Annotated in this window: 22 protein-coding genes; 10 read left to right on the top strand and 12 right to left on the bottom strand. The window is 66.4% G+C overall.

Annotation, left to right across the window (positions count from 1 at the left end):
- Positions 1-26: 26 nt before the first annotated feature.
- Genes A4U64_RS17115 through A4U64_RS17105 form a run of 3 tightly spaced genes read right to left on the bottom strand, consistent with a single transcriptional unit; the run spans position 27 to position 2,177 of the window.
- Complete coding sequence (locus A4U64_RS17115) at positions 27-692, bottom strand: SGNH/GDSL hydrolase family protein (RefSeq protein ID WP_050034797.1); 666 nt, start codon at positions 690-692, stop codon at positions 27-29.
- A complete protein-coding gene (locus A4U64_RS17110; protein ID WP_065922866.1) occupies positions 689-1,810 on the bottom strand; it encodes a glycosyltransferase in 1,122 nt (373 codons plus the stop codon). Before A4U64_RS17110 ends, A4U64_RS17115 begins: the two co-directional genes overlap by 4 nt.
- Before the next feature lie 4 nt (positions 1,811-1,814).
- Positions 1,815-2,177 carry a putative colanic acid biosynthesis acetyltransferase gene (locus A4U64_RS17105; protein WP_312026524.1) on the bottom strand — a complete coding sequence of 121 codons (363 nt, stop codon included), beginning with the start codon at positions 2,175-2,177 and terminating at the stop codon, positions 1,815-1,817.
- 292 nt (positions 2,178-2,469) lie between these two features.
- Between A4U64_RS17105 and A4U64_RS17100 the strand changes: the two genes are divergently transcribed.
- Genes A4U64_RS17100 through A4U64_RS17090 form a run of 3 tightly spaced genes read left to right on the top strand, consistent with a single transcriptional unit; the run spans position 2,470 to position 5,935 of the window.
- Positions 2,470-3,705 carry a hypothetical protein gene (locus tag A4U64_RS17100; protein ID WP_230304433.1) on the top strand — a complete coding sequence of 412 codons (1,236 nt, stop codon included), beginning with the start codon at positions 2,470-2,472 and terminating at the stop codon, positions 3,703-3,705.
- Positions 3,706-3,713: 8 nt separating this feature from the next.
- The gene (locus A4U64_RS17095) at positions 3,714-4,610 is read left to right on the top strand and encodes a glycosyltransferase family 2 protein (protein WP_232334095.1); all 897 of its coding nucleotides are present in this window, start codon (positions 3,714-3,716) and stop codon (positions 4,608-4,610) included.
- Entirely contained in the window at positions 4,610-5,935 is a 1,326-nt protein-coding gene (locus tag A4U64_RS17090) for a lipopolysaccharide biosynthesis protein (protein ID WP_065922865.1), read from the top strand. Before A4U64_RS17095 ends, A4U64_RS17090 begins: the two co-directional genes overlap by 1 nt.
- On the opposite strand, the gene A4U64_RS17085 is transcribed toward A4U64_RS17090, so the two are convergent.
- Positions 5,898-6,509 carry a serine O-acetyltransferase gene (locus A4U64_RS17085; protein WP_050034802.1) on the bottom strand — a complete coding sequence of 204 codons (612 nt, stop codon included), beginning with the start codon at positions 6,507-6,509 and terminating at the stop codon, positions 5,898-5,900. The genes A4U64_RS17090 and A4U64_RS17085 overlap by 38 nt on opposite strands.
- 10 nt (positions 6,510-6,519) lie before the next feature.
- A complete protein-coding gene (locus A4U64_RS17080) occupies positions 6,520-7,023 on the bottom strand; it encodes a YdcF family protein (RefSeq protein WP_050034803.1) in 504 nt (167 codons plus the stop codon).
- Between the two features lie 296 nt (positions 7,024-7,319).
- Here A4U64_RS17080 and A4U64_RS17075 point away from each other — a divergent pair, with 296 nt between their 5' ends.
- Complete coding sequence (locus tag A4U64_RS17075) at positions 7,320-8,456, top strand: glycosyltransferase (protein WP_065922864.1); 1,137 nt, start codon at positions 7,320-7,322, stop codon at positions 8,454-8,456.
- On the opposite strand, the gene A4U64_RS17070 is transcribed toward A4U64_RS17075, so the two are convergent.
- From A4U64_RS17070 to A4U64_RS17060, 3 genes are all read right to left on the bottom strand, one after another.
- Positions 8,453-9,940 carry a lipopolysaccharide biosynthesis protein gene (locus A4U64_RS17070; RefSeq protein WP_083662413.1) on the bottom strand — a complete coding sequence of 496 codons (1,488 nt, stop codon included), beginning with the start codon at positions 9,938-9,940 and terminating at the stop codon, positions 8,453-8,455. The genes A4U64_RS17075 and A4U64_RS17070 overlap by 4 nt on opposite strands.
- Positions 9,941-10,036: 96 nt before the next feature.
- The gene (locus tag A4U64_RS17065) at positions 10,037-10,981 is read right to left on the bottom strand and encodes a TIGR03621 family F420-dependent LLM class oxidoreductase (protein WP_185713733.1); all 945 of its coding nucleotides are present in this window, start codon (positions 10,979-10,981) and stop codon (positions 10,037-10,039) included.
- Between the two features lie 44 nt (positions 10,982-11,025).
- On the bottom strand, positions 11,026-12,096 hold the full coding sequence (locus A4U64_RS17060) for a class I SAM-dependent methyltransferase (RefSeq protein ID WP_029542149.1): 1,071 nt from the start codon (positions 12,094-12,096) through the stop codon (positions 11,026-11,028).
- A gap of 14 nt (positions 12,097-12,110) precedes the next feature.
- On the opposite strand from A4U64_RS17060, the gene rfbC reads away from it, so the two are divergent.
- Positions 12,111-12,665 carry a dTDP-4-dehydrorhamnose 3,5-epimerase gene (gene rfbC, locus A4U64_RS17055; protein ID WP_029542151.1) on the top strand — a complete coding sequence of 185 codons (555 nt, stop codon included), beginning with the start codon at positions 12,111-12,113 and terminating at the stop codon, positions 12,663-12,665.
- Here the strand turns inward: rfbC and A4U64_RS17050 are convergent.
- From A4U64_RS17050 to A4U64_RS17035, 4 genes are read right to left on the bottom strand one after another with little or no spacing between them, the layout of a single operon-like run.
- Positions 12,649-13,677 (bottom strand): NAD-dependent epimerase/dehydratase family protein, encoded by a 1,029-nt coding sequence (locus A4U64_RS17050; protein ID WP_029542153.1) that lies wholly within the window; start codon positions 13,675-13,677, stop codon positions 12,649-12,651. The genes rfbC and A4U64_RS17050 overlap by 17 nt on opposite strands.
- Position 13,678: 1 nt before the next feature.
- Positions 13,679-14,332 carry a PIG-L deacetylase family protein gene (locus tag A4U64_RS17045; RefSeq protein WP_029542156.1) on the bottom strand — a complete coding sequence of 218 codons (654 nt, stop codon included), beginning with the start codon at positions 14,330-14,332 and terminating at the stop codon, positions 13,679-13,681.
- On the bottom strand, positions 14,329-15,123 hold the full coding sequence (locus A4U64_RS17040; protein ID WP_029542158.1) for a glucose-1-phosphate cytidylyltransferase: 795 nt from the start codon (positions 15,121-15,123) through the stop codon (positions 14,329-14,331). The genes A4U64_RS17045 and A4U64_RS17040 overlap by 4 nt, the downstream gene beginning before the upstream one ends.
- Complete coding sequence (locus tag A4U64_RS17035; RefSeq protein WP_029542160.1) at positions 15,120-16,376, bottom strand: class I SAM-dependent methyltransferase; 1,257 nt, start codon at positions 16,374-16,376, stop codon at positions 15,120-15,122. The genes A4U64_RS17040 and A4U64_RS17035 overlap by 4 nt, the downstream gene beginning before the upstream one ends.
- A gap of 246 nt (positions 16,377-16,622) precedes the next feature.
- On the opposite strand from A4U64_RS17035, the gene A4U64_RS17030 reads away from it, so the two are divergent.
- The 5 genes from A4U64_RS17030 (at position 16,623) to A4U64_RS17010 (ending at position 22,395) form a co-directional block, all read left to right on the top strand.
- Positions 16,623-17,084, top strand: coding sequence for a GyrI-like domain-containing protein (locus A4U64_RS17030; protein ID WP_029542162.1), 462 nt, complete (start codon positions 16,623-16,625; stop codon positions 17,082-17,084).
- Positions 17,081-17,506: a hypothetical protein gene (locus A4U64_RS17025; RefSeq protein WP_029542164.1), complete on the top strand. Its 426-nt coding sequence runs from the start codon at positions 17,081-17,083 to the stop codon at positions 17,504-17,506. The genes A4U64_RS17030 and A4U64_RS17025 overlap by 4 nt, the downstream gene beginning before the upstream one ends.
- A 513-nt stretch (positions 17,507-18,019) precedes the next feature.
- Complete coding sequence (locus A4U64_RS28835) at positions 18,020-18,364, top strand: hypothetical protein (RefSeq protein ID WP_232334094.1); 345 nt, start codon at positions 18,020-18,022, stop codon at positions 18,362-18,364.
- Positions 18,364-20,493, top strand: a complete 2,130-nt coding sequence (locus A4U64_RS17015) for an Rv1355c family protein (protein WP_043800394.1) — start codon at positions 18,364-18,366, stop codon at positions 20,491-20,493. Before A4U64_RS28835 ends, A4U64_RS17015 begins: the two co-directional genes overlap by 1 nt.
- Before the next feature lie 45 nt (positions 20,494-20,538).
- Positions 20,539-22,395, top strand: coding sequence for a putative bifunctional diguanylate cyclase/phosphodiesterase (locus A4U64_RS17010; protein ID WP_029542170.1), 1,857 nt, complete (start codon positions 20,539-20,541; stop codon positions 22,393-22,395).
- Positions 22,396-22,443: the final 48 nt, after the last annotated feature.

The raw sequence follows: 22,443 nt of genomic DNA, 5'->3' as shown, positions 1-22,443 counted from the left end.
GGCCGTACCCAACAGTCGGGTGCGGTTCATCGGATGACCTGCGTGCGGACCCACGCCGCGATCATGTCGGCGAGCGCCGATTGTCCGGCGTCCGTCGGCCCGCTCAGGTCCGGCCACATCTGATCCCTCGTCAGCAACGGGGGATCGAGTGCATCCAGGTACGGCACCCCCATCTCGTCTGCGGTGCTGCGGAGAACGTCGGACACCCGGACGACGGATGCCGGAACCGGCGTCTCGAACCACGTGGGCCCGACCAAGAGGGGGCGCCGGCCACCGACGATGATCTTGTTGATCGCATCGGTCGCGCCCACCACGATCGCCTCCGTGTCCGGCAGTCCGGTGTCGCCGAGCCCCCCGACGATCAGGACGACCCGTGGATCGACAGCATCCGCGCGGTCGACCTGATAGGTGAACGCGTGGCCGCCCTGACCATCGGCGACGAAGCCGGAGTCGGGCAGGGCGAAATTGGCGACGGACCATCCCGTTCGTTCGGCCATGAGCGTCGGCCACACCGTTCGGTTGCGGAATCCGGCCGACCATTCGTCGCCCACCACCGCGATGGCGAGTGGGGACGCATCTGCCTCGCTGGTACGTGTCATCGCGAAGACCGAAGTGGCTACGAGGGCGCTGACCAAGACGTTGGCCGCGAGGACGGCCACGAGCGTCCGTGGAGCAATGGTGAGTCGCTTCATCGTTCACTCCCGGCCACGTCCGTGTAGGTATCGAGCAGTCGGTCACCGACCGCGTGCATCCCCAGGTCGGTGCGCACAGCACGGCGTCCTCGTTCCCCCATGGCACGCGCGAGAGACCGGTCGGCAAGCAGCGACTCGACCGCGGTGACCAGAGCGGGCACTGTCGGCTCCGTGACGATTCCGCTGCCTGTTCGTTCGATCGTCGGGGCGAGCCCACAGTCGCGGGTCACCACGACGGGAACACCCACGGACATGGCTTCGAGCACCGACATCGGGTAGGGCTCACGCACTGAGGGGAGCACGTACACGGTCGCTGCCGCCATTCGCCGGGGCACGTCGTCCGGGTCGAGCGCTCCCTCCCAGGAAATCCGCGGGTCTGCTTCGGCTGCGAGCATGGCGCGCAGCGCCGGGCCCTCGCCCTCGTCCGGTCCCACCAGGGTGAACCGGGCGTCCATCCCGGCGGAGAGCAGAACTTCGGCCATTTCCACGAAAGCCGTCGGGCGTTTGCGCGGGTGCATGCGTGCGACGAAGAGCACCTCGGGAGGTTCCGCGCTCGGCCGGCCGGGTGGGTAGCACGGCACGCCGTTGCCGAGCTGCACGAAAGGCAATGACGTCCGTGCGACGGTGGCGAGCTGGTCCTTCTCCAGCGCGGTGAGGTGGAACACGGCTCCGGCGTCGCGCAGCACCTTCCTCGTCCACAGTGCGTCGAGTGGGCCGGCGAGCGGATGATCGGACGGAGTGACCATGCCGTGGGGCTGGAGCACGTACAGGATCCCGTGGTGCCGCGCGCTCACCGCAAGCGGGAGCACGACGAGGTCGCGGCCGAAATGGATGTGGACGATGTCGAACCGAGTTCGGTTGCGGTGGAACCATCGCTGCAATCCGGGCGCACCGACACCGGCGAACCCCGTCCTGGGAACTACGGTTCGGACGGTGAACAGCTTGACCGGTACGTCGTTCAAGCGGGTCGGTACGACCGGGAACCCCCGGGCGCCGGCGCCGAGCGTCACCTCGTGGCCCCGGCGGATCAGCTCCATACTCTGATTGAGCGCGACCCGGGCGGGTCCCCCGTACGCGCCGTCGGGGTCGAGCAGCGTGACCACTTGCAGGATGCGCACGGAGTCAACCCGGTGTGACGATCGATCGCGGAGCCCGGACGAGTGAATCGGGAGGAACGTCGGCGGTCACCAGTGCTCTCGCTCCCACGACCGAATTCGCGCCGATGGTCACGCCCCGCAAGACGGTGGAACCGGCGCAGAGCCAGACGCCGTCCTCGATGACGATCGGGCCGTTGTCGAACTCGAAGGTCTTCGACCGCCTGTCGTGACTCCCCGTGCAGAGGTAGGTGTACTGCGAAACGCAGACATCCGAACCGATCACGATTTCGTCGATGTTGTAGAGATCGGCATCTGTTCCGATCCACGAATCGTTCCCGACCACCAGCTTCCACGGCCATTGAACTTTGACCCGGTGCTTGATCAGCACCCCGGTGCCGATGCGGGCCCCGAAGCACCGCAGGATCGTGCACCGCAGGCGCGCCGGACACCATACCTGGGTGAAGATCAGCGTCGAGACCGCAACCCACAGGGCTTGGGCGGCGAAGCCGCGACCCTTGTCGTAGGGGCGGCCACGCAGGGATTGCAGCGACCGCTTGGACTGTGCAGCGGACACGCGCACCTCCGCAGGACAACGCACTACACTTCGAGAGGATACGCCGTGTTCGGCTCCGACCGAGGGGCATTTCGTGACAGATCTCGGGTGTGCATCCGTCCCTACCGTGGCCGAACGCCAGCGTGCACACCGTCAGGTGCTGGCCCGAGTGGCCCTGTTCGCTATCGGCGCCACATCGGGTGTTCAATTGGCGAATTTCACCGTCACCGGGTTGTCGGTGGTCTGTCTGCTGCTGGCACCCGGATTCCTGCTCATGATGCACCGGGGGATCGACCTGTTGCCGGCCGTACTCGCGGTGGCGGGATCACTCTCCTTTGTCGCGTCGTGCGCGGTGAACGGGGTCACCGTGCTATGGCCCAACGCAATCGCATTTCCTGCATTCCTGCTCTACCTCGTGGGCCTGACCGTGCTCACAGTCCGTGCGGTGGACGCGACCGCCACAGTCCTCGCCGGAATCGCCACCGGCACTATGGCCTTCTTCCTGACCCAGGGAATCGAACTGACGCGAACCGGGAGCATTCCTGACCTTTGGAAGTACGGAATCGCTCACGCGGTGACGATTCTCGTCCTCTTCGGAATGACGACGGCGCGGATTCAGCCGCTGTTGCAGTCGGCGGTGCTCGTGGCGCTTGGGCTGGCGAGCCTGGGACTGAACTTCCGCTCGCATGCCCTCGTGTGTCTCCTCGCCGGCGCCATCGTCTTCACCCGGCACATGCTGGGCTCCCGGATCGGACGAGGCTGGCAGTTCCTGGGGGTCGCGGTGTTCGGGTTGGTCTTCGCGCAGGTGATGCCGATCGCTGCGCGGGCAGGACTGTTCGGGGCCGCGCTGCAGCAGAAGACGCTGGAGCAGGATGCCACGAATCTGCCGTTGCTGCTGGCCGGCCGCACCGAGCCCCCGCTGAACATCACAGCGATCCTCGAGCGTCCGTTCCTCGGTTGGGGAAGTGCCTTCAACCTGACTCCGGACGTGTATGCCCGGGCCCAGCACCTGGCGATCCGGATGGGATTCGATCCCACTTTCCCGTTCGAACTCTACTGGCGGCTGCCGCCGAGTGATTACTCCGCAACCCATTCGATCCTGCTGGGTTCCTGGGTCGAGGGCGGCATTCTGGCGGTGCTTCTGCCGCTGTGGCTCCTCGTCGCCTGCGTCGGCGTGGTCTGGAACAGCACATCTTTCGGCCGCTGGAGTCCGCTCGTGGTGACCCTCGCACTGCAAGGCATCTGGGACCTGCTCTACGCGCCATGGACGTACAACATGATCCCGGAGTTTGCCTGCATCACGCTCTTCTTCTGCGCGGTACGCGTCCGCCGGCCGATGGTTGCTGTACGGGACTCGTCATGAGACCGAGTGTGAGCGTCGTGATCCCCACGCTCGGTCGGCCTTCCCTGTACGGCGCTGTGCAATCCGCTCTCGAGCAGACGTATCCGGTCGCCGAGGTCATCGTGGTCGCGGACACCGATCTGGCCATGTCCCTGCCGTCGGACGACCGCATCGTGGTGCTGCGCAGCGAAGGTCGGGTCGGACCCGCCAGATGTCGGCAACTGGGAATCGATGCCGCGCACGGGAGCGTGATCGCTCTGCTCGACGACGACGACGAGTGGCGCCGGGTCAAGCTCGAACGACAGTTGGCGGCCGTCGAGCATGAGGCGGCCTTCGGAAAGCCCTGGATCGCATCGTCGCGTATGGCGGTCGTCGGGCCGGGGACCCGGCGGCGAGTCTGGCCGCGGCGACTTATCGGATCGGGGCAATCCGTCGCAGAGTATCTGTTCCGGTTCACCGGATTCACGGTCGGTGGCGCGACTTTGCAGACCTCGACACTGTGCTTCCCCGTGGACCTCGTGGGCACCGTCCCATGGGATACCGACGCGGACGCGCCGCACGAGGAGGCGAGCTGGCTGCTCCGGATCCGACGTGCCGTCCCTGATGTCTGCCTCGTCCACCATCCGGACGTGTTGAGTACCTACCACGTGGGGAATTCGTCCCTGTCCCACAGCTCGTCGGACCGAGCCGATGAGTACATTGCCTGGGGACTGCAGTATCTCGGTGAGGAATCGCCGCGCGTTCGTGGTGATTACCTCTGCACGAGCCCGGTGAGCGCGGCGGTGTCCGCGCGGTCGCTGGCAGGTGTGCGGCGCTCGATGTGGTCGGCGATACGTCATGGCAGGCCGGGTCCGTTCGCGGTCGTCTACGCAGTTCTCGGCGCCGCGCGGATACTTGTGCGCACAGCACATGCATCGGTCCGTTGATGGCAGCGGAGCACGATCAGCTCACGCCGGAGGAGCGTCGAGCATTGTTCCGGGGCACGCTGTACCGCATTCTCGGTACTCCGGTGGTTGCTGTCCTGGGACTCGCCAACACGGCCGTCATCGCGCACGAGACGGGAGCGGCGGTCTTCGGGCTGGTGTCCTTGATCGCAACGATCACTCTTCTCGTGCCATTCGTCGACTTCGGGATCGGCGCGACGGTGCTGAGCGCCAGTGCGACGCTCCATCAGCATGAGGGGGATTCGAGTGCGGCCGATGTCATCCGACGTGCCTATCGCGTCCTGTTCGTGGTCGCCGCCGCAGTCGTGTCCGGGGCCTTGGTCGTCATGGCATTCGACGGCTGGACCGTGCTCGTCGGCATGTCCAGTGGTCCCGCGGACCGGTGGGCGATCACTCTTGCCGCGTGTGTCTTCGCGCTCACGATTCCTGCCGGCCTCGGTTTCCGGATCCTCATCGGGATCGGACGGATCCCTGAGGCGACGCTGGTGCAGATGAGCTGTCCGGCTGTCGCGCTGGTCATCACCCTCGTGCTGTACGTGACCGGGGTGAACGAGATCTGGTACGCAGTATCGGCGCTCGGTGGTCTGCTCGGCGGACAGATTCTCGGTACGGTCTTGGCTTTGCGACTGAGCGGGCTCGGATGGTCGGCGTTTGCACGGACGTCCGCACCGACGACCGGCGCCAGGCTGCTGGCGGGCAGCGGATGGCTGTTCGTCGTCGGCGTGGGGCTGCCCATCGGGCTCCAGTCCGGACGGGTTCTCCTGGCGCATCTGTCGACACCCACTGAACTGTCCGAGTACGCCGTGATGGCCCAGATCTACGGTGTGGTCTGGTCGGTTCTCTCGACGGTGGGATTGGCTTATTGGCCGGTGTTCGTGCAACGACGGTCCGCCCCTGACGAGACGATCCGGATGTGGTGGCGGCTCACGGCTGTACTCGTCCTGTGCGCATCGATCGGGGCCAGCGGAATCGCGCTGCTCGGCCCATGGGCCGCGTCCGTGCTTTCGGGCGGTCAGATCGACGTGTCTGCATTGCTCGCGCTCGGATTCGGTGTGCTGATGGTCGCACAAACCGCACATCTCCCGGCGAACGTGCTGCTGGTCGGTCCCGGCGAGGCGCGGTGGCAAGCGCTGTGGACGGTCGTCATGGCCGCACTCAGTCTCGGGCTAGGGTTCGCGTTGGCGGGACCGTTCGGAGCAGTGGGCGTGGTGTGCGCGTCTGTACTGGGCATTTGCCTGGCGCAAGTTCTCCCGGATCTGCTGTGGGTACCTAGCCTGGTTCGTCGCCGGTCACTCGCGGGCCCCTGAGTTCGGTGGCCAACGGGGCGACTACGGTCGTCCCTGCAGGCACATCACGGATCACCGTCGCGTTCGCGCCGACGGTCGACCCGTCGTGCAGGGTGATCGGACCGATCACGATCGCGCCGGCGCCGACGCGGACCCCGTCACCGAGGGTCGGCCTTCCCCGCGCGTCGTGACCGATGGTGACCTGCTGGTTGATCCAGCAATGACGCCCGATGGATTCGGCCGTGACGATCGTGCCGACGCCGTGCTGAATGAAGAGACCGGGACCGATTCGGTCCGCTTCGAGAGTCAGCGTGGCGGCGGGTCGGTACAGCGCGCGAAGCAGCATCCGTAGGACCGGCGGGGCGGAACGGAGACGGTAGTGCACGAGCGTACGAAACTCGGTGAGCGCCCCGGCCAGATAGGCGAATCTCGAGTACCTGTCGAGGGACGCCAGATCCGCGTCCCCGATGCACTCGCTCCACCAGTCGACGTCCTCCGTGATCGCATCCGTCGAGTCCCAGTGGGCGGAGATCCACCACAGCGGAAACGCCCAGATGCGTGCGCCCTGGAGCAGTACTGCACGATTGCCTCGCATCGTCCGCCTTTCAACATCCCGGCTCCAGTTCGGCCTTCAGATAGCCCGCGGTCTGGTATAGGTACTCGGACGCCCATCCCCACAGCGAGAGCTCCGCTGGGCTTGCCACCATGATCAATTCGCCGTCGAAGCACCGCTGCAGGACGAATCGAGCTCGGGAGATGTGCGGTGTGTACGTCACGACGATCACCCGGTTCCAACCGTACTGCTCGGCCCGGCGGCGCACTTCTCGCGCTTCGCCCCGGGTCGTCGATGGATCGGGGAGGAAACAGTCCACTTCGAATCCGGGATACGCCTTCCCGCAGTTCTCCGAGGCCCAGTTGTCACCCGGCCCGTCGGGATGGGAGAGAACCACCTTCGGCGCCCAGCCTGCCATGCCGAGCTCGATGCCGAGCGAGTGGCGGCGCCAGTCCTCACCGCCGAGGACGAAGATCGCGTCGGCAGGGCGCAGCGAATCAGTCTGTGGCCGGACGTAGACCGGCAACCCGGTAACCAGTGCTGCGATCACCAGCATGCATATCGACGCCACCACCACACGGATGGAAGGCCAGTTGTTTCGAAGCCTCACCCACGCGTTCTCCGTTTCGAGCCGAGGGTGCCGTGACTACCGGCCAGTGTATGGGACGCAGCTCTGTCGGATCGTGCGGTCGGCGTCGAAATCGATACGGACGGAATCCTGCCTTACGGTCGGGCCTGACCGGCACGCGAGGACCTCGATATCGCGGATCCCGATCGGCGACCTTCCCTGCACCGATCGACCTAGGATCTGGAGGTATGGAGCGAAGCCCTTCGGCGTCTCCCCGGCCTGACGTGGTGTTCGGGTTCTCGTACGAGATGTTCGACGATGCAGTCGGTCGTGAATTCTGCCGACCGCCCGACCAAACGCTGCTTGCCCTTGCCCACGACGATCGGGTCGGCGGACTGATCGTGGCCGATCCGTGGCGTTCCTACGTCGTATCCGCGGCGCGCCGTCGGCCTGTCCGGCTCGTCGAGGACATCACAGTCGCCGGGCGAAAAGCGGTCCGCGTCCGGCCTCACCGATTGCGGACGGGCGATCCCACCGATCTCGGCAGGGTGGAACGGTCCTATCGCCGCTACGGCGCAGTGCTCGGGCGCGCGCTGGCTCGGACTCGCGGCGAACGGAAACCGCGTCCGAGGTCGGCGGCCCTGGTCACCTACAACCCCTTCGTGGCGGCATTCTGTGATTCTCCGTGGATCAGCAAAGTCGTGTATTTCGGCCAGGACGATTGGGCGACAGGGGAGGGGGTGGTTCGATGGTGGGATCTCTACCGCGAAGCCTACCGGCGCATCGAGGAACGCGGAGCCGCGATATTCGCGGTGTCCGAGGAACTCGCAGAGCGTATTTCGCCGCGCACCACAGTCGTGCCCAACGGGGTGATCGCCGACGTGTGGCGTCCGCGGCGTCCTGAACCCGATCGGATCGCGGCGCTGCCGCGACCTCGCGCCGTCTACACCGGCACGATCGACGACCGTCTCGAAGCGGATCTGGTCGAGACCACGGCGAGCATGGTGGGTTCGCTGGTCATGATCGGCTATCCAGGAGATGCGCGGACCGTCGAGTGGCTGCGTTCGCTCGACCGCGTGCATGTGTTCGACCCAGTCGGGCAGCATGAACTCGCAGCATTGGTGCAAGCCTGCGACGTCGGATTGATTCCGCACCGCGATCAGGCCTGTATCCGCGCGATGTCGCCCCTCAAACTCTACGAGTATCTCGCTGCCGGGCTCCCCGTGCTGTCGGTTGATCTGCCCCCCATTCACGGAGTCGACGACGAGCGGGTGTGTATCTGCCGGCGCGAGGAATGGGCGAGTGGCGTGAAGCGGGTCCTCGACATGGGGAGCGCACCGGAAGGCCGGCGACAGCAGTTCATCGACGCGGTTTCGTGGGAGCGTCGGATGCAGCCCGTGGTCGAGGCCGCTGTCGATTAGCGCGCGACGTCGGTGCGACCCTCGGAGGAAACGGGCGGACCGCCCCCGCGGCCGAGTACCCGGTCGGCCATGTGCCGAAGTTCGGCGAAGAGTGTTGGATGTGCGAGTCGCAGAACGGTTGCACCCGCAACGGCCGCTCCCGGCATTCCGAGTACGAGCACGACCACAGTGCGATCCGGCACGAGGACGGCAACCAGAAGGTAGGTCGCCGCCGCCCAGATCGCCACGTGGAGACCCGGCAGCAACAAGGCGACCTGGCTGCGCAGAGTTACGCCGAGGAGTCGCCGCCGGATGAGCCACTCGACGGGGACGAGCAGTCCGGTCGCAAGACTGTAGCCGACTGCCACGCCGAACGGACCGAACGGCAGGCCGGCGACGATGCCTGTGGTGGACACGACGGTGGTGAGCCACGCATAGCGCAGGTTAAGCCCTGCGTGCCCGAGCCCGAGCATCAGGGGAGCTGTCGACGGCTGGTAGATCGCCTGTATGGCGCCTGCCATGGCGAGTACCTGAATGATGGGGATTGCAGGTTCCCATTGGGAGCCGAACAGCAGGGCCATGAATTGGGGCGCTGCTACGGCGGCCGTGGCCATGACGGGCAGCGCGAGGACGGCATTGGCGCGCGTTGCACGCGCCAGTTCCCTACGAAGCGCATCGAGGTCGTGCGCCAGTCGGGCGAACGCGGGAAACAACACCGCGCCGACGGTGGTGCATGCCAGCTGAACCGGCAAGAGCAGCAGCCGATACGCCAAGCCGTAGAAGGCCAGAGCTTGAGGGCCCTGAAACCGTCCTACCAACAGGTTGTCGATATTCCGGGACACCGAGTTGATCAGCAGTCCGGCGGTGAACGCCCGCCACGAAAAGGCGGCGATGTCGCGCAGGTGCCTCAGACGCAGATTCGGCGACCGTCCGGCTCCCGCTGCCAGCAGCATCAGCAGCAGCACCGAGTCGGTGGTGACAATCTGTGCCACCAGTCCCCAATAACTGCCCCCTGCCAGCGCGACACCCAACCCGGCCAACCCGCCGACCATTGCGGCCGTGATGTCGGCGAGGCCGATCTCGCGGAACCGCATGTCGCGCTGGAGCAGCGCCCGCGGAGTGATCGAGGCGGCTCGGATGAGCAAGCTGGGCGAAAGCGCCACGAGCACGAGGGTGAGCTCGGGGGAGTGCATGAAGGAGGCCCATGTCGAGGCGACGGCGCAGGTCAGGGCGGTGAGCGCCCCCCCGACGGCCAGATTGACCGTAACGACCGCACCGGGCATGTCGGGTTCGATGCGTTCGCGCTGGATCAGTGCGCTGGAAAAGCCCTGGTCCAGCAGGAGTGCGACGATGCCGATATAGACCAATGCCTGCGCGACGATGCCGAATGCCTCGGGACCGATCAACCGGGCAAGCACGATCGTGAACCCGGCTCGGGACACCTCCCTACCGATCACGGAAATGCCACTCCAGCGGATTCCCGTGGACAGACTGCTGTCAGCCATGGGGGGTCCGTGCCCGGGATCGCAGCGGGAGCCCTCGGTGCATGGCGAATCGCCGAAGGCCCCGGCGTAGCGGAGTATCGGGTGCAGCCGATGTACTCACGGCGCAGCCGTCCGGACCGAAACGGACTGCACAGCCAGTTTTTCGATGATCCGAGCAGCGCTGTCGACGTCCTGACCCAAGTGCCAGTATGTGATTCCGTATCGGTCTCGCCACTCGAGCAGTTGCGCCGCGCATTCCGACGCTGTGCCGACAAGTATCGCCGGCGAGCCCTTCAACGTGTCGCCGGCCGCCTCGATGTGCCCCGACCACGACGAACGTGGCACGGAACCGTGCGGCGCGTCCGTCACGCGGACGTAGTAGCAGTTGAACTGGAGGACGGGACAGGGCCGCCCCGCGGCGTCGGCGGCGGCCCGGACTCTCCGGATCTTGGCCTCGATGCGATCGGCCGTGAGGTCGGCGATCGCCGCTTCGTCGATCGTGTTGGCGCGCATGCTCGGGTGTATCCCGACGATGTCGGCGGCACGTCCGGCGAGGTCGAGCATCCGGGGCCCTCCGGCGCCGACGAGAATCGGCGGATTCGGTTGCTGTACGCACCGTGGAAGGGCTTCCATGTGGCCGATTCGATAGTGTTCTCCCTCGAAATCGACGAACTCGGCCGTGAAGTAGCGCCGCAACACCGTCAATGCTTCGTCCAGCCTCGCGATCCGCCGGCCGGTGGTGTCGAATCGGAGGCCGAGGGCCGCGTAGTCGTCCGGCTGCCAGCCGGCGCCGATCCCGACTTCGACTCGTCCGCCTGAGAGCACGTCGATCGTCGAGATGTCCTTGGCGAGCAACGCCGGGTGGTGAAGATCGTTCGGCAACACGAGGGACAGGACCCGTAACCGGGTGGTGCCGGCCGCGGCGTATGCCATGGCGACCAGTGGAGCAAGTTGCCAGCCGTGGCTGACGTGCTGGGAGACGGCTACCGTGTCGAACCCCAGGGATTCGAGCCGGCGCACGTCGGCGATCCATCTGGCGCCGTCGGCCCGGAGCCGAGGCATGGGCGCGATCATGCGCATCGCGGGAGGGGCTTGTCCGATCGAGCTCATGAACCGTCGACCTTCCATCGTCCGGCTAGTGCGGGGTACCTCCGATCGACTTCCGGTAGCAGATCCGGAAGTGTCAGCAGCACCCGGTCCGGCTCAGCTGCAACGAGTTCCTCCGGCGAGATGATCGGCACGTCGGTGCCGGGCATTCGGCGCCCTTGTTTAGCCGGTGAGGCGTCGGCTACCGCGGCCACCAGCCTCCGGTCGACGGCCGCGAGGCTGAACAACGCCACCGCACGGGACGCCGCGCCATATGCGTACACGCGTTTGCCGGACCGGTATTCGTCCTCGAGCCAGGTGCGCAGTGAGCGCACATGGTCGTCGGCAGCACGTTGCAGTGAACCTACGGTGCGTGGATCGGTCATACCGGTTTCGTCGGCGAAGACCCTCCGCACCGATTCGTCCGGTTCGACCTGCCCGTGCATGGCCGCGACGAGGACCGTGCCGCCGTAGAGGTCGAACGTCCAGGCCGCCACCGGACCCATGCCGACGTCCTCGAGGAGGCGGGTCAGCGCCGTCATCGAGTAGTACGCGAAGTGGCCATGACGAAGCGCGTTCCACTGGCCCCGGCAGACGATGGTGGCCAGGGAATGGAACTGGACGAGCAGCACACCCTCCGGAGCTGTGGCAGCGGCTCGCTCGACCACGGCCTTCAACTGGTCCGGTTCGTGCATCAGGCCGAAACAGTCGAGCACGACGTCACAGGTACCGTCGGCCACGGTGAAGCCACGCTCGACGAGCAGCGGAAGCCACGTCCCTCCGTGGGGACTGCCGAACTCCCGTACGGTCGAGCCCCGTAACCGCTCGGATCGAGCGACGCACCGTACCGCACACACGGCCTGTTCTCTCAGGGCCTGCGGTTCGACGCCGCGTGGCTCCTCGATGATCGTGTCGTCCTCGGCGAGTTGCGCGAGGCCGCACGTCGCACACAGATCCATGGCAAGGGGATGCGAGACCTCGTCGTCGCCGATGACGTCGTCGGCCGGGGGAAAGTGATCGGCGGCCGGCACCTTTCCGAGATCGAGTACTCGATCCAGATCGGGCATTCCGCACGCTCGGCACACACTCATGGGAACATTTCCTCGTGCGCATCGAGGAAGCCGAGTTGGCCGACGTGATCGTGCTGATTCCGCAGCCCTTCCGCGACGAACGGGGGCTGTTCACGCGCACGTTCGACGCGGAGACGTTCGATGACCACCTCGGCAGGCCGGGAACTGCCGCGGCGTTCGTGCAGGACTCCCAATCCCGGTCGGTCCGCGGCGTCGTCCGGGGAATGCACGGTAGGTCCGGCCGTGGCGAAGCCAAACTCGTGCGCTGTGCGAACGGCGCGGTGCACGACGTCCTGATCGACATCCGGCCCGACTCGCCGACGTTCGGACGAAGCCAGGCGTTCCGGCTCGACGACGAAGAATTTCGCCACCTCTACGTTCCGCCGGGATTCCTGCACGGGTTCCAGGCACTGACCGCGACGGCGGACGTCTGCTACCGGATCGATCGGCCGCACGACCCGGCGGAGGACATCGGCGTCGCCTACGACGACGCGGATCTCGGGATCGACTGGCCGCTGCCGGTAACGGCCGTGTCCGCGAGGGACGCGAAGGCCGGAGGCTGGCGGGAGTTGCTCACGCGATTGCATTGACAAACCGCATCGATTCGTCCAGGATTCCTGTTTCCCGTAGCTCCTTCAGGTGTGAGAGCCGGGTGAACCGCTCGTGGAAGTCCTCCGCTTTCAAGCTGAAGGCGGTGTACTTCTCGTACAGTTCCGCGGCGCCTTCGGGAACTGTCCATTTCGCCTCGTAGCCGAGCCGATCCCGAGCAGCAGAGAAGTCGACCCGGTACGAGCGAGGGTCGGGGCCGCTCTCCCCGGTGATCACGAGTTCGGAGCCAGGGACAACGTCCACCACGGCACCGGCGATGTCGGCCACCGTCAGGTTGTTGGTTTCGGTGCCGATATTGAATGCGTGGCAGTGGATGGCGTCCACCGGCGCCACGAGGCAGCGCGCGAACGCTTCCGCGATGTCCCGAGCGTGCACCAACGGTCGCCAGGGGGTTCCGTCCGACAGCACACGCACCTCGCCGGTGAGAACGGCATACCCCACCAGGTTGTTCAGGACAATGTCCGCTCGCAGTCGGGGGGAGAACCCGAATGCGGTGGCGTTGCGGAGAAACACCGGCGAGAAGCCGGGGTCGGCGATCGCAGCCACGTCGTCCTCGACGCGCACCTTGCTCTCCGCGTACGGCGTGAGCGGGCGCAGCGGTGCACTCTCGTCGACGGCCTCTTCCCCGGCGGCGCCGTAGACAGAGCAGGTGGATGCGTAGAGGAAGCGACGCACACCAGCCGCCTTGGCGCATCGAGCGAGCCGCACGGAGGCCTGGTGATTGATCTCGTAGGTGATTCTCGGTTCGAGCGCGCCGAGGGGATCGTTGGACAGGGCCGCGAGGTGGATCACGGCGTCGAATCCCGTCAGGTGCGATGCGGTGATGTCCCGTAGATCGAGCCGGATCGCGGGAGGATCCTGCGGAGCAGGCCCGAGAATGCAGTCGGCGAAGAGACCGGAATCCAGGCCGATCACCTCGTGACCGTACGAGCGAAGGACCGGCACCATGATCGACCCGAGGTATCCCTGATGACCGGTGACGAGGACACGCATGTCATACCTTTCCGAAGTGGACGGTGGCCTTCTCCACGACGAAGGCCTCGGCGTGCGGCCGTCGGCATTGCACGCCGCGGAGACGGGAAAGACCCAGGAATGCCTGTTCGTCGAACCAGTCGTGGTCGGTCTGGGACGGGTAGTGCTTGAGCAGGATCCGTGCCTTCTCCTCGGCGATCCTGCGGGTCAGCGGATGGTAGATCGTCGGTCGTGGCGTATCCGTTTCCCATTTGAGGATCTCGTACCCCAGGACCAGGTGGTCACGGAAGACGGTGGGCACCAGCTCGGCCAGTATTCGATGATCCTGATGCGCGTCGTCGCGATGCGGCGCGAACACCACGTCGGGTTCGCAGGTGTGCCGGAACGATTCGAGTGCGTTCTTGATGGGCTCCCAGTATCCAGGGGCGTGGCCGTCGGGAACGTCGAGGACCCTCACCTCGACCTCGGCACCGGGACACAGCGCCGCCAGAGCGTGCCGCTCTTCGATCTCGCGCCGCGAGTCCTCACCGGAAAGTACGAACGCATGCACGCGCAGCGGGGACGAGACCCGAGCCGACAGCGTCAGCAATGTGCCGCCGACACCGATGGCGATGTCGTCGCAGTGCGCACCGAGCACTGCGATCTCTCGGACGTCGCCGGCACAGAGCTCGATCATGATTGCACCGCCACGGCAGTCGGTTCCCACAGCATCCACGGCCGGATCCCTCGCGCGTAGTTGTCGTCGAGCTCCGCACGTTCCTTGAACGTATCCGCCGGCTTCCAGAATCCGTCGTGCCGATATCCGAACAGGCGGCCGCGGCCCGCAAGGGTGCCGCACACGTCGGTGACAAGGTCACCCCCTGGCGGCAACAGCTCGAAGATCTCCCGATTCAGCACGAAGTAGCCGCCGTTCTCCCAGATGGGGAAGTGGCTGACCGGCACGATTTCCTTGATTTCGCCGTTCTCGGCCAGATCCACACAGTGGAACGAGGACTGTGGGGGTACGACCAGCAGTGCGGCGGTCGCGCCGGACTCGTGGTACCGCTCGATCATCCGATCGAGTGGCGCGTCGGTGAGCACGTCCGCGTAGTTGGCCAGGAAGTGCTGGTCGCCTCCGAGATAGTTCCGCACGCGTCGAAGCCGCTCGCCGATCGAGGATTCGAGGCCGGTGTCGACGAAGGTGATCGACCAGTCGCTGATATCCGTATGGAGCAGTTCGACCCGGTTGCGGTGCATGACGAAGTCGTTGGATGCCTCCTCGTGGTAGTCGAGGAAGAACTCTTTGATCTTGGTGCCCCCGTAGCCCAGACACAGGATGAACTCGGTGTGGCCGAAGTGCGCGTAGTACTTCATGATGTGCCACAGCAGCGGCCGCGGTCCCACCATCTGCATGGGCTTGGGGATTTCGTCGGTGCGGTCGCTGCGCATCCGCATGCCGTAGCCGCCACAGAACAGAACGACTTTCATACCGTGATCCTCCTGACGAAGTCGGCGGGGCCGATGGTGGTGTGCAGAGTGGGCAGCGGGAAGACGAGCCGGCCGCCCCAGGCGGCGATGTACTGCAGCTGCGTCGTCAGTTCGGCCGCCAGGTTCCACGGCAGGGCGACGACCACGTCGGGCCGGTCCTTGTCGATCTGCTCCGGCGGCAGGATCGGGATCCGGGCGCCGGGCGTGTAACGCCCGTGCTTGTACGGATTCCGGTCGACGGTGTACGCCATGAGGTCGGGGCGGATGCCGCAGTAGTTGAGCAGGGTGTTGCCCTTGCCCGGCGCGCCGTAACCGACGACGGACAGGCCCTGGTCGTGGCAGTCGAGGAGGAAGCGCAGGAGGGTTTGGCGGACGGAACGGGCGCGGGCCTCGAGTTCGCGGTAACCCGCCCTCGTGTGCAGACCCGCCCGGCGTTCCTCCTCGAGCACGGCTTCCACCCGTGACCCGGGGGGATCCGCGACCTCGTCCGGCCGGGCCCAGAGCCGGATCGATCCGCCGTGGGTGCCGAGAAGTTCCACGTCGACGACCGACAGGCCGCCGGTGGCGAGCGCCCGCATCGCGGACAGCACCGTGTAGTACTGGAAGTGCTCGTGGTAGACGGTGTCGAACTGCGCTTCGCGCACGAGGTTCAGTGCGTGGTGCACCTCGATGGAGATCCAGCCGTCGTCGGCGACGAGGGTGCGCAACGATCGGGTGAACCCGAGCAGGTCCGGGATGTGGGCGTAGACGTTGTTCGCCACGACCAGGTCCGCGGGCCCGTACTCCCCGCGGATGTCCTCGGCGAGGCTTTCGTCGAGGAAAGCGGTGACGGTGGGAACCCCGATGGCACGAGCCGCGGAACCGACATTCACCGACGGTTCGATGCCCAGGCACGGGATGCCGGCCGCGACCGCGTGCCGCAACAGATAACCGTCGTTGCTGGCGACCTCCACGATCGACGAGCCCGCGCCGAGATGTAGATCCCGGATGGCGGCTTCCACGAACTGCCGCGCGTGGTCGACCCAGGAGTCGGAGAACGACGAGTAGTAGGCGTATTCGGTGAAGGTGTCCTCGGGTGTGATCAGCGCCGGGATCTGCAGCAGTAGGCAGTCCTCGCACAACCGCAGGTGCAGCGGATAGGTGGTCTCGGGCAGGTCGAGCTCGTCCGCGGCCAGGAAGCGTTCGCACGGCGGTGTGGCGCCGAGATCGAGCACGCTGAGGAGCCGTTCCGATTCGCACAGGCGGCACTTCATTGATGGCACCCCTCGGGCAGTCGGTGGGAACCGTGCCGACGAGATATTCGCAACATCAGGTCCGACTCGATTAGATAATCATACTGAGGGGATGAATGGAACCCTGAAACAATCTTCGAGATTGTTTTGCCTGCTGTTTGGTGCCAATTGGTAGACACCCCTAGACTCGAATCACTCACACCCCACACGTGGGTCGGGCACGCCGGGGTGTCGAGGCGTACGGTGAGATCCTGGGGAGGTCGCCCGATGTCGTTTCAGATCGTTCAGCGTGACCGGACGCTCGTCGCCGGCCTGCCCGTGCGCAGCCCGCGCCGGGCCCTCGGCAAGGTTCGCGACCGGGCGCTCGAACGGGCCTGGTCGGCGGTGCTGAAGCAGGAACTCGGCGGGCCCCTGGCCTCCGCCTACACCGATCATGCGGTCGACATCGACTCCTACTACACCCAGACGGTCGGGTATCAGTGCGAGTCGTTGGATCAGGTGACCGAAGGCCACCTCGTGGCCTGCCTGCCCGCCGGGACCTACGCGAAGTTCTCCTCGACCGGTACGTTTCCCGGCGTCTTCATCGACCTGTGGAACCAGATCCGTGCGGCCGAGGAGGCGGGCGAGATCGTCCGGTCGTTCACCGGCGACTTCGAGTTCTATCCCCACGCGTACCGCATCGACATGTACGTGGCGATCCGAACCACGGAAAAGGGTGGTGCGCAATGACTTTCGAACTCACCAAGCTGCACGACCACTATGTGGGGGGACTCGTTCTGCCCGGACTCGAGCCGGGGGCAACCGGGCAGCGGTCCGAACTGCTGACCTTTACGGAGGATCGCATCCGCGCGCGCGGCATCGGCGAGGTGGTCGTGGTCTACATCTGCCACCCCGAGGTCGGATGGAACGCGGTGGTCGGCTATCGCTGCGACGGCCTGTCCGACCTGACGATCGGAGACTCGCTGGTGCGGATCCCCACCGGATACTTCGCCCGCTTCGTTCCGGGCGGGGATCACTCCGATCCCGTCGAGGACGTGTGGCACCAGGTCGAGATTGCCGAAAAGGAGGGTCGGATCGAACGGGCGTACCGTGAGGAGGTGGCTGTCATCGGCCCGTCGGGAGTAACGGAACTTTACATATCTTTGGCTTGAAGACCGTGTGAAACACCCGAATACTGCATACTCGACCTATACAGCCACATGTATGCCCCGTGCTGTCCCAGGTCGACGATCACGACGGCGGTGAGCGAGAGGGCCTGATGTGGTCCGCCGGGTAACTCCGATCGGGGTCACCCGCAAGGTCGGAGGCCGACAGTGGATCGAGCAGTGCGGGTCGCATCGGACTCGGTGCGCGAGCGCGTCTCGACCTACAGGGATCCTGCCTCCGGGTATTCGTTCGTCGCTGCCGCACCGAGTGCGGCGCCGGATCTGTGGAACGAATATCTCGCCCGGGCATTGGGTGCCTATCGCAGATTCGGCGTCGAGTGCGCACTCGAGTACGAGAAGGTGCGAAGCGGGGAGAACACGGCGATGTTCTGCGCAGGGCTCGATCGAAGGGGGGTCGTCGTGGGTGGGGTACGAGCCCAGGGGCCTTTTCGCAGTGCGGACGAGTCCCATGCCGTGACCGAGTGGAGTGCTCCCGAGCACGTCGATCACCTCCGCAGCATGATCGAGAGCCGAATCCCGTTCGGTCTGATCGAGGCGAAGGCCGCATGGGTGTCCGAGGATGTGCCCCAGCGTCGGGAGCTCACCCTTGCGATAGCCCGGATGGGCGCGAAGTTCATGGACCTGCTCCAATCCCGATACATGATGGCCACGGCCGCCGACAACCTTCTGGATCTGTGGAAGACCTGCGGGGGAGTGGTGGACGAGAGCATGCCGGCCACCCCGTACCCGGACGCCCGCTATCGGACCCGGCTCATGTGGTGGGACCGTCTGTGCGCCGATCCGCTCGGCGACGAACTCCGACGAGAAGTGGGTGGATATCCTTTCGACGGGGAGCCGGCGTGATGTCCGACGGCGAGGCGGGATGGACGGCTTCCGTGTTTGTGGAAGACCGGCCGGAGGATATGGAGGAATTCCGGCGCGTTCGTTCCGAACCCGGCCTCGTGGTCGTCGACCGTCTCGCCGATCAGGTGAGAGGACTGCGCGAAGTGCTCCCACCGCCGGGGAGCGAATTGCTCGACGAACCGGCACGGTGGGTCCACTACCCCTGGCGCCGGACCGTCGTCCGCGTGCTCGGCCCGCACTCGTTCCGGCGGCTACGGCTGGACCGCAACCGGAACAAGGTGACGTCGGCCGAACAGGACCGGCTGCGCGGGGTGACGGTGGGGATCGTCGGATTGAGCGTCGGCTTCTCGGTTGCGCAGGCGCTGGTGCTCGACGGGGTGGGCGGGGAACTGCGGCTCGCCGACTTCGACCCGATCGAGCTGTCGAATCTCAACCGGGTGCCGGCCTCCCTCGTCGATCTGGGCACGAACAAGGCGGTCGTGGCCGCGCGACGACTCTCGGAGCTGGATCCGTACCTGTCCCTGTCGGTGTGGCCCGACGGGGTCGGACCGGAAACGATGAGCGAGTTCCTGGACGGACTCGACGTCGTCGTGGACGAGTGCGACTCCCTGGACGTCAAGGTCGTGTTGCGCGCGGAAGCGGCCCGGCGAGCAATCCCGGTGGTGATGGAGACGAGTGACCGGGGGCTGATCGACGTCGAGCGCTTCGATCTGCGGCCGGGACCCCCGTTTCACGGATTGCTGGGAGAGATCGACCCGCAGCGGCTCGCCGCCCTGTCGGGTCGGGAGAAGATTCCGTACGCTCTGCGCCTGCTGGGACCGGAGCGGATCTCGACCCGGATGGCCGCCTCCCTCCTGGAGGTGGAGCGGACGCTGGTCACCTGGCCTCAACTGGGGAGCGAGGTGATGCTCGGCGGCGCGACGGTCGCCGCGGTCGTGCGCCGGCTGGGCCTCGGCCAGCCGCTGAACTCGGGGCGAGGCCGCGTGGACGTCGAGGCCTGCCTCGACGCCCTGACCCCACCTGCGGATCCGGGGAACCGGGCCGTCGCGGAAGCCCCCCTGCCCGCGGAATCGGACGATCCGATCGACCGGGTACTGCATGCCGCGAACAGAGCCCCCTCGGGAGGTAACAGCCAACCCTGGTCCATCACGGCCGGCGGCGGGATGCTGGAGATCGACATCGCGGACGATTTCGTGCCGACCGCGATCGACATCCACTGTCGGGGCAGCTACGTGGCGCTCGGCGCAGCCCTGCAGAACGCGCGCATCGCCGCGGCGGCCCACCGGATACTCGGCCCGGTCCGAGTGCTCGCGCGGGACCGCGGCGAGCCGCCGCGCGAGGTGATCGCGACGATGCGGTTCTCCGACGACACCGACCCGGTGCTGGCCGCCCAGTACGAGGCCATGCTCTCGCGCGGCACCAATCGGCAACCCGGTGACGGAACGCCACTGTCCGATGCCGAGACGGCTGCCCTGTACGAGGCGGCCGCGCGGGAGGGCGGCCGGATCCGGGTCGTCACGGACGTCGATCGCCTGGCCGAGACCGCGGAGCTGCTCGCGGAATCGGACAGGATCCGCTACCTGACACCCGTCCTGCGCCGGGAGATGCTCGCGGAACTGCGGTGGCCGCACTCCGAGGCCATCGACAGTGGCATCGACGTCGGAGCACTCGGGATGGACGACGCGGAGCGCACGATGCTCGACCTGACGGTGCGAAACGATGTGCTCGATCAACTCGGGGAGTGGGACCTCGGGCACGGTCTGGGGCGTCTGACCGGAACGCGGGTGCGGAGCAGCTCGGCACTCGTAGCGGTCTTCGCGTCGGGACCGCGGCCGGCCGACTACGTCCGAGCGGGAATGGCGGCCGAGAGCGTGTGGATATGCGCCCACGGCATGGGCCTGGCGGTTCAGCCGGCGTCACCGGTGTTCCTCTACGCCGAGGACGACACCGACCTCACCCGGCTCTCGGAGGCCCGGTTCGGCGCTCTCGGAAAGCTGCAGTCGACGTTCGACGACGTGTTCGACAGACCGATCGGACGACGCTTCGCCCTCCTGCTCCGGGTGGCGCGGGCGAAGCCGGAACGGGTTCGCAGTGCGCGCCGCTCGGATAGGGTTCGAAGACATCCCTGATGCGGCCACGGTCGCGTCGGATGTGCTGCTCACAAGGGGTTTGGGATGGCGGAGAAGAGCTTCGAGAACATTGTCACCCGGGTCGCTTCCCGCCTCATGCCGGCGGACGCCGCGTCTCATCACTCGGTGATCGAAAGGGTGCTCCAGGACCTCGTCGAGCACTTCGAGGTCGACACCTGCTTCCTTCGCTACAACGACCATGACATCCACGCGACGGTGCTCGTCGCCGAGTGGCCGCCGCGGGAGTTCGTGCCGAGCCCGGATCCTCTGGGCGTGGTGCACTTCCGCGACGCCGACCCGATCTTCGCCATGACCGAGACCATGAAGGAACCGGCGGTCAGCCGTCCGGCGCAGTCGGGTGCCGAATACGCGGACCGGGTGCGTGCGGGTTCGGGAGTGCCCGAGGTCTCGGTCGCGGCGGTGCCGCTGATCTCCGGCAGCGTCACCACCGGCACCCTGGGCTTCATCAAGGCCGGTGATCGTGACTGGAGCGAGGACGAGATCAATACCTTGATGATGATCGCGGCGTTGCTGGCCCAGGTGCAGGCCCGGGTCCGCGCGGAACAGGACCTGCGCGACGCCGCCTATCACGACGACCTCACCGGCCTGGCGAGCCGGCGGGCTCTCCTCGAACACCTCGAGGAGCGGTTGAAGCGGGGGCAGCCGGGACCGGTCGCCGTCCTGTTCCTCGATCTGGACCGCCTCAAGCCGCTCAACGACTTCCTCGGTCACGCGGCCGTCGACGTGTTCCTGTGCCGCACCGCGCAGCGGCTGTCGCGGGTGTGTGATCCGAAGGACATGGTGGCGCGCCTCGGCGGTGACGAGTTCGTCATCGTGCTCGACGGGGCGGTGTCGCTCGAGGTGGCGCGGGAACGCGCCGAGGCACTGCGGTGGGCGGTCGGGATGTCGGTGCAGCTGGGCAGCCAGGTCGTCGGTCGCGGCGGCAGCCTCGGTGTTGCCGTAGGCGAGCCCGGACGGATCACTCCGGTGGCGTTGCTCGGGCGCGTCGACGAGGCGATGCTGATGGCCAAGAGCAAGGGCGGCAACAGCGTCGTCGCGTACACCGACGACATGCGGGGCGCGAGCGAACGCCGCAACCTCATCGAGCTGAGCCTGCGGACGTCGATCGACGACGAGCACCTCACCCTCGAATATCAACCCGAATTCGACCTGCGCGACGGCAGCATTCTCGGTGTCGAGGCCCTGGTGCGGTGGAATCACCCGGTGCTGGGCAAGCTGCAGCCGGCCGAGTTCATCGAGGTGGCCGAGTCGACGAACCTTGCGGGCGAACTCGGGCGCTGGGTGCTGCGGACGGCGTGCGGGCAGCTGGCCGAGTGGCGGCGCCGGATTCCGGGGTTGAACCTGCAGATGAGCGTGAACGTCTCGCCGGTGCAGCTGGTGAGCCTGGACTTCGTGGAGACGGTGGAGAGCACGCTGGAGGAGTTCGGCCTGGGCAGCTCGTGCCTGTGTCTGGAGATCACCGAGTACGTGGTCGTCAGCGATCTGGAGCGCTCCCGCAAGACACTGCGCCGGCTCGAGCGTCTGGGTGTGTGCTGCGCGATCGACGACTTCGGCACCGGCTACAGCTCGCTCGCCCACCTGAAGTCTCTGCCGGTCCACACACTCAAGATCGACAAGGCGTTCGTGCTCAATCTGCAGCGCAGCGAGAGCGACCGCGTCATCGTCGAATCGATCATGGGGCTGGCCTCCGCGTTCGGGCTGGACGTCGTGGCCGAAGGGCTCGAGTCCGTGGCGGCGGCGATGAAGCTGCTGGAACTCGGGTGTCGACGCGCGCAAGGATTCCTCCTCAGCCGGCCCCAGCCGCCCGAGCAAATCGTCGAGATGCTGCGTCACGGCAGGATCGAACTCCCGTGGAGACTTCCGGCTTCGCTCCCCGAATGAACTACCAGTCCGTTATTGCCGGGGAAACAATCTCCGAGTATGTTTTAG

It is taken from the genome of Rhodococcus sp. WB1 (assembly GCF_001700945.1).
Lineage (GTDB): Bacteria > Actinomycetota > Actinomycetes > Mycobacteriales > Mycobacteriaceae > Rhodococcus > Rhodococcus aetherivorans.
Note: the sequence above shows the minus strand (reverse complement) of the source record. Positions and strands in the feature narration are given on the sequence as shown.

Bases quoted from the DNA above. Each gene is read 5' to 3' on its own strand.
- A4U64_RS17065 (WP_185713733.1), bottom strand. From the start codon at position 10,981: ATGCCTCGGCTCCGGGCCGACGGCGCCAGATGGATCGCCGACGTGCGC.
- A4U64_RS17040 (WP_029542158.1), bottom strand. From the start codon at position 15,123: ATGAAAGTCGTTCTGTTCTGTGGCGGCTACGGCATGCGGATGCGCAGC.
- A4U64_RS17030 (WP_029542162.1), top strand. From the start codon at position 16,623: ATGTCGTTTCAGATCGTTCAGCGTGACCGGACGCTCGTCGCCGGCCTG.
- A4U64_RS17085 (WP_050034802.1), bottom strand. From the start codon at position 6,509: ATGCGAGGCAATCGTGCAGTACTGCTCCAGGGCGCACGCATCTGGGCG.
- A4U64_RS28835 (WP_232334094.1), top strand. From the start codon at position 18,020: ATGATCGAGAGCCGAATCCCGTTCGGTCTGATCGAGGCGAAGGCCGCA.
- A4U64_RS17035 (WP_029542160.1), bottom strand. From the start codon at position 16,376: ATGAAGTGCCGCCTGTGCGAATCGGAACGGCTCCTCAGCGTGCTCGAT.
- A4U64_RS17015 (WP_043800394.1), top strand. From the start codon at position 18,364: ATGTCCGACGGCGAGGCGGGATGGACGGCTTCCGTGTTTGTGGAAGAC.
- A4U64_RS17060 (WP_029542149.1), bottom strand. From the start codon at position 12,096: ATGAGTGTGTGCCGAGCGTGCGGAATGCCCGATCTGGATCGAGTACTC.
- A4U64_RS17070 (WP_083662413.1), bottom strand. From the start codon at position 9,940: ATGGCTGACAGCAGTCTGTCCACGGGAATCCGCTGGAGTGGCATTTCC.
- A4U64_RS17115 (WP_050034797.1), bottom strand. From the start codon at position 692: ATGAAGCGACTCACCATTGCTCCACGGACGCTCGTGGCCGTCCTCGCG.
- A4U64_RS17045 (WP_029542156.1), bottom strand. From the start codon at position 14,332: ATGATCGAGCTCTGTGCCGGCGACGTCCGAGAGATCGCAGTGCTCGGT.
- A4U64_RS17010 (WP_029542170.1), top strand. From the start codon at position 20,539: ATGGCGGAGAAGAGCTTCGAGAACATTGTCACCCGGGTCGCTTCCCGC.
- A4U64_RS17090 (WP_065922865.1), top strand. From the start codon at position 4,610: ATGGCAGCGGAGCACGATCAGCTCACGCCGGAGGAGCGTCGAGCATTG.
- A4U64_RS17025 (WP_029542164.1), top strand. From the start codon at position 17,081: ATGACTTTCGAACTCACCAAGCTGCACGACCACTATGTGGGGGGACTC.
- A4U64_RS17050 (WP_029542153.1), bottom strand. From the start codon at position 13,677: ATGCGTGTCCTCGTCACCGGTCATCAGGGATACCTCGGGTCGATCATG.
- A4U64_RS17080 (WP_050034803.1), bottom strand. From the start codon at position 7,023: ATGCTGGTGATCGCAGCACTGGTTACCGGGTTGCCGGTCTACGTCCGG.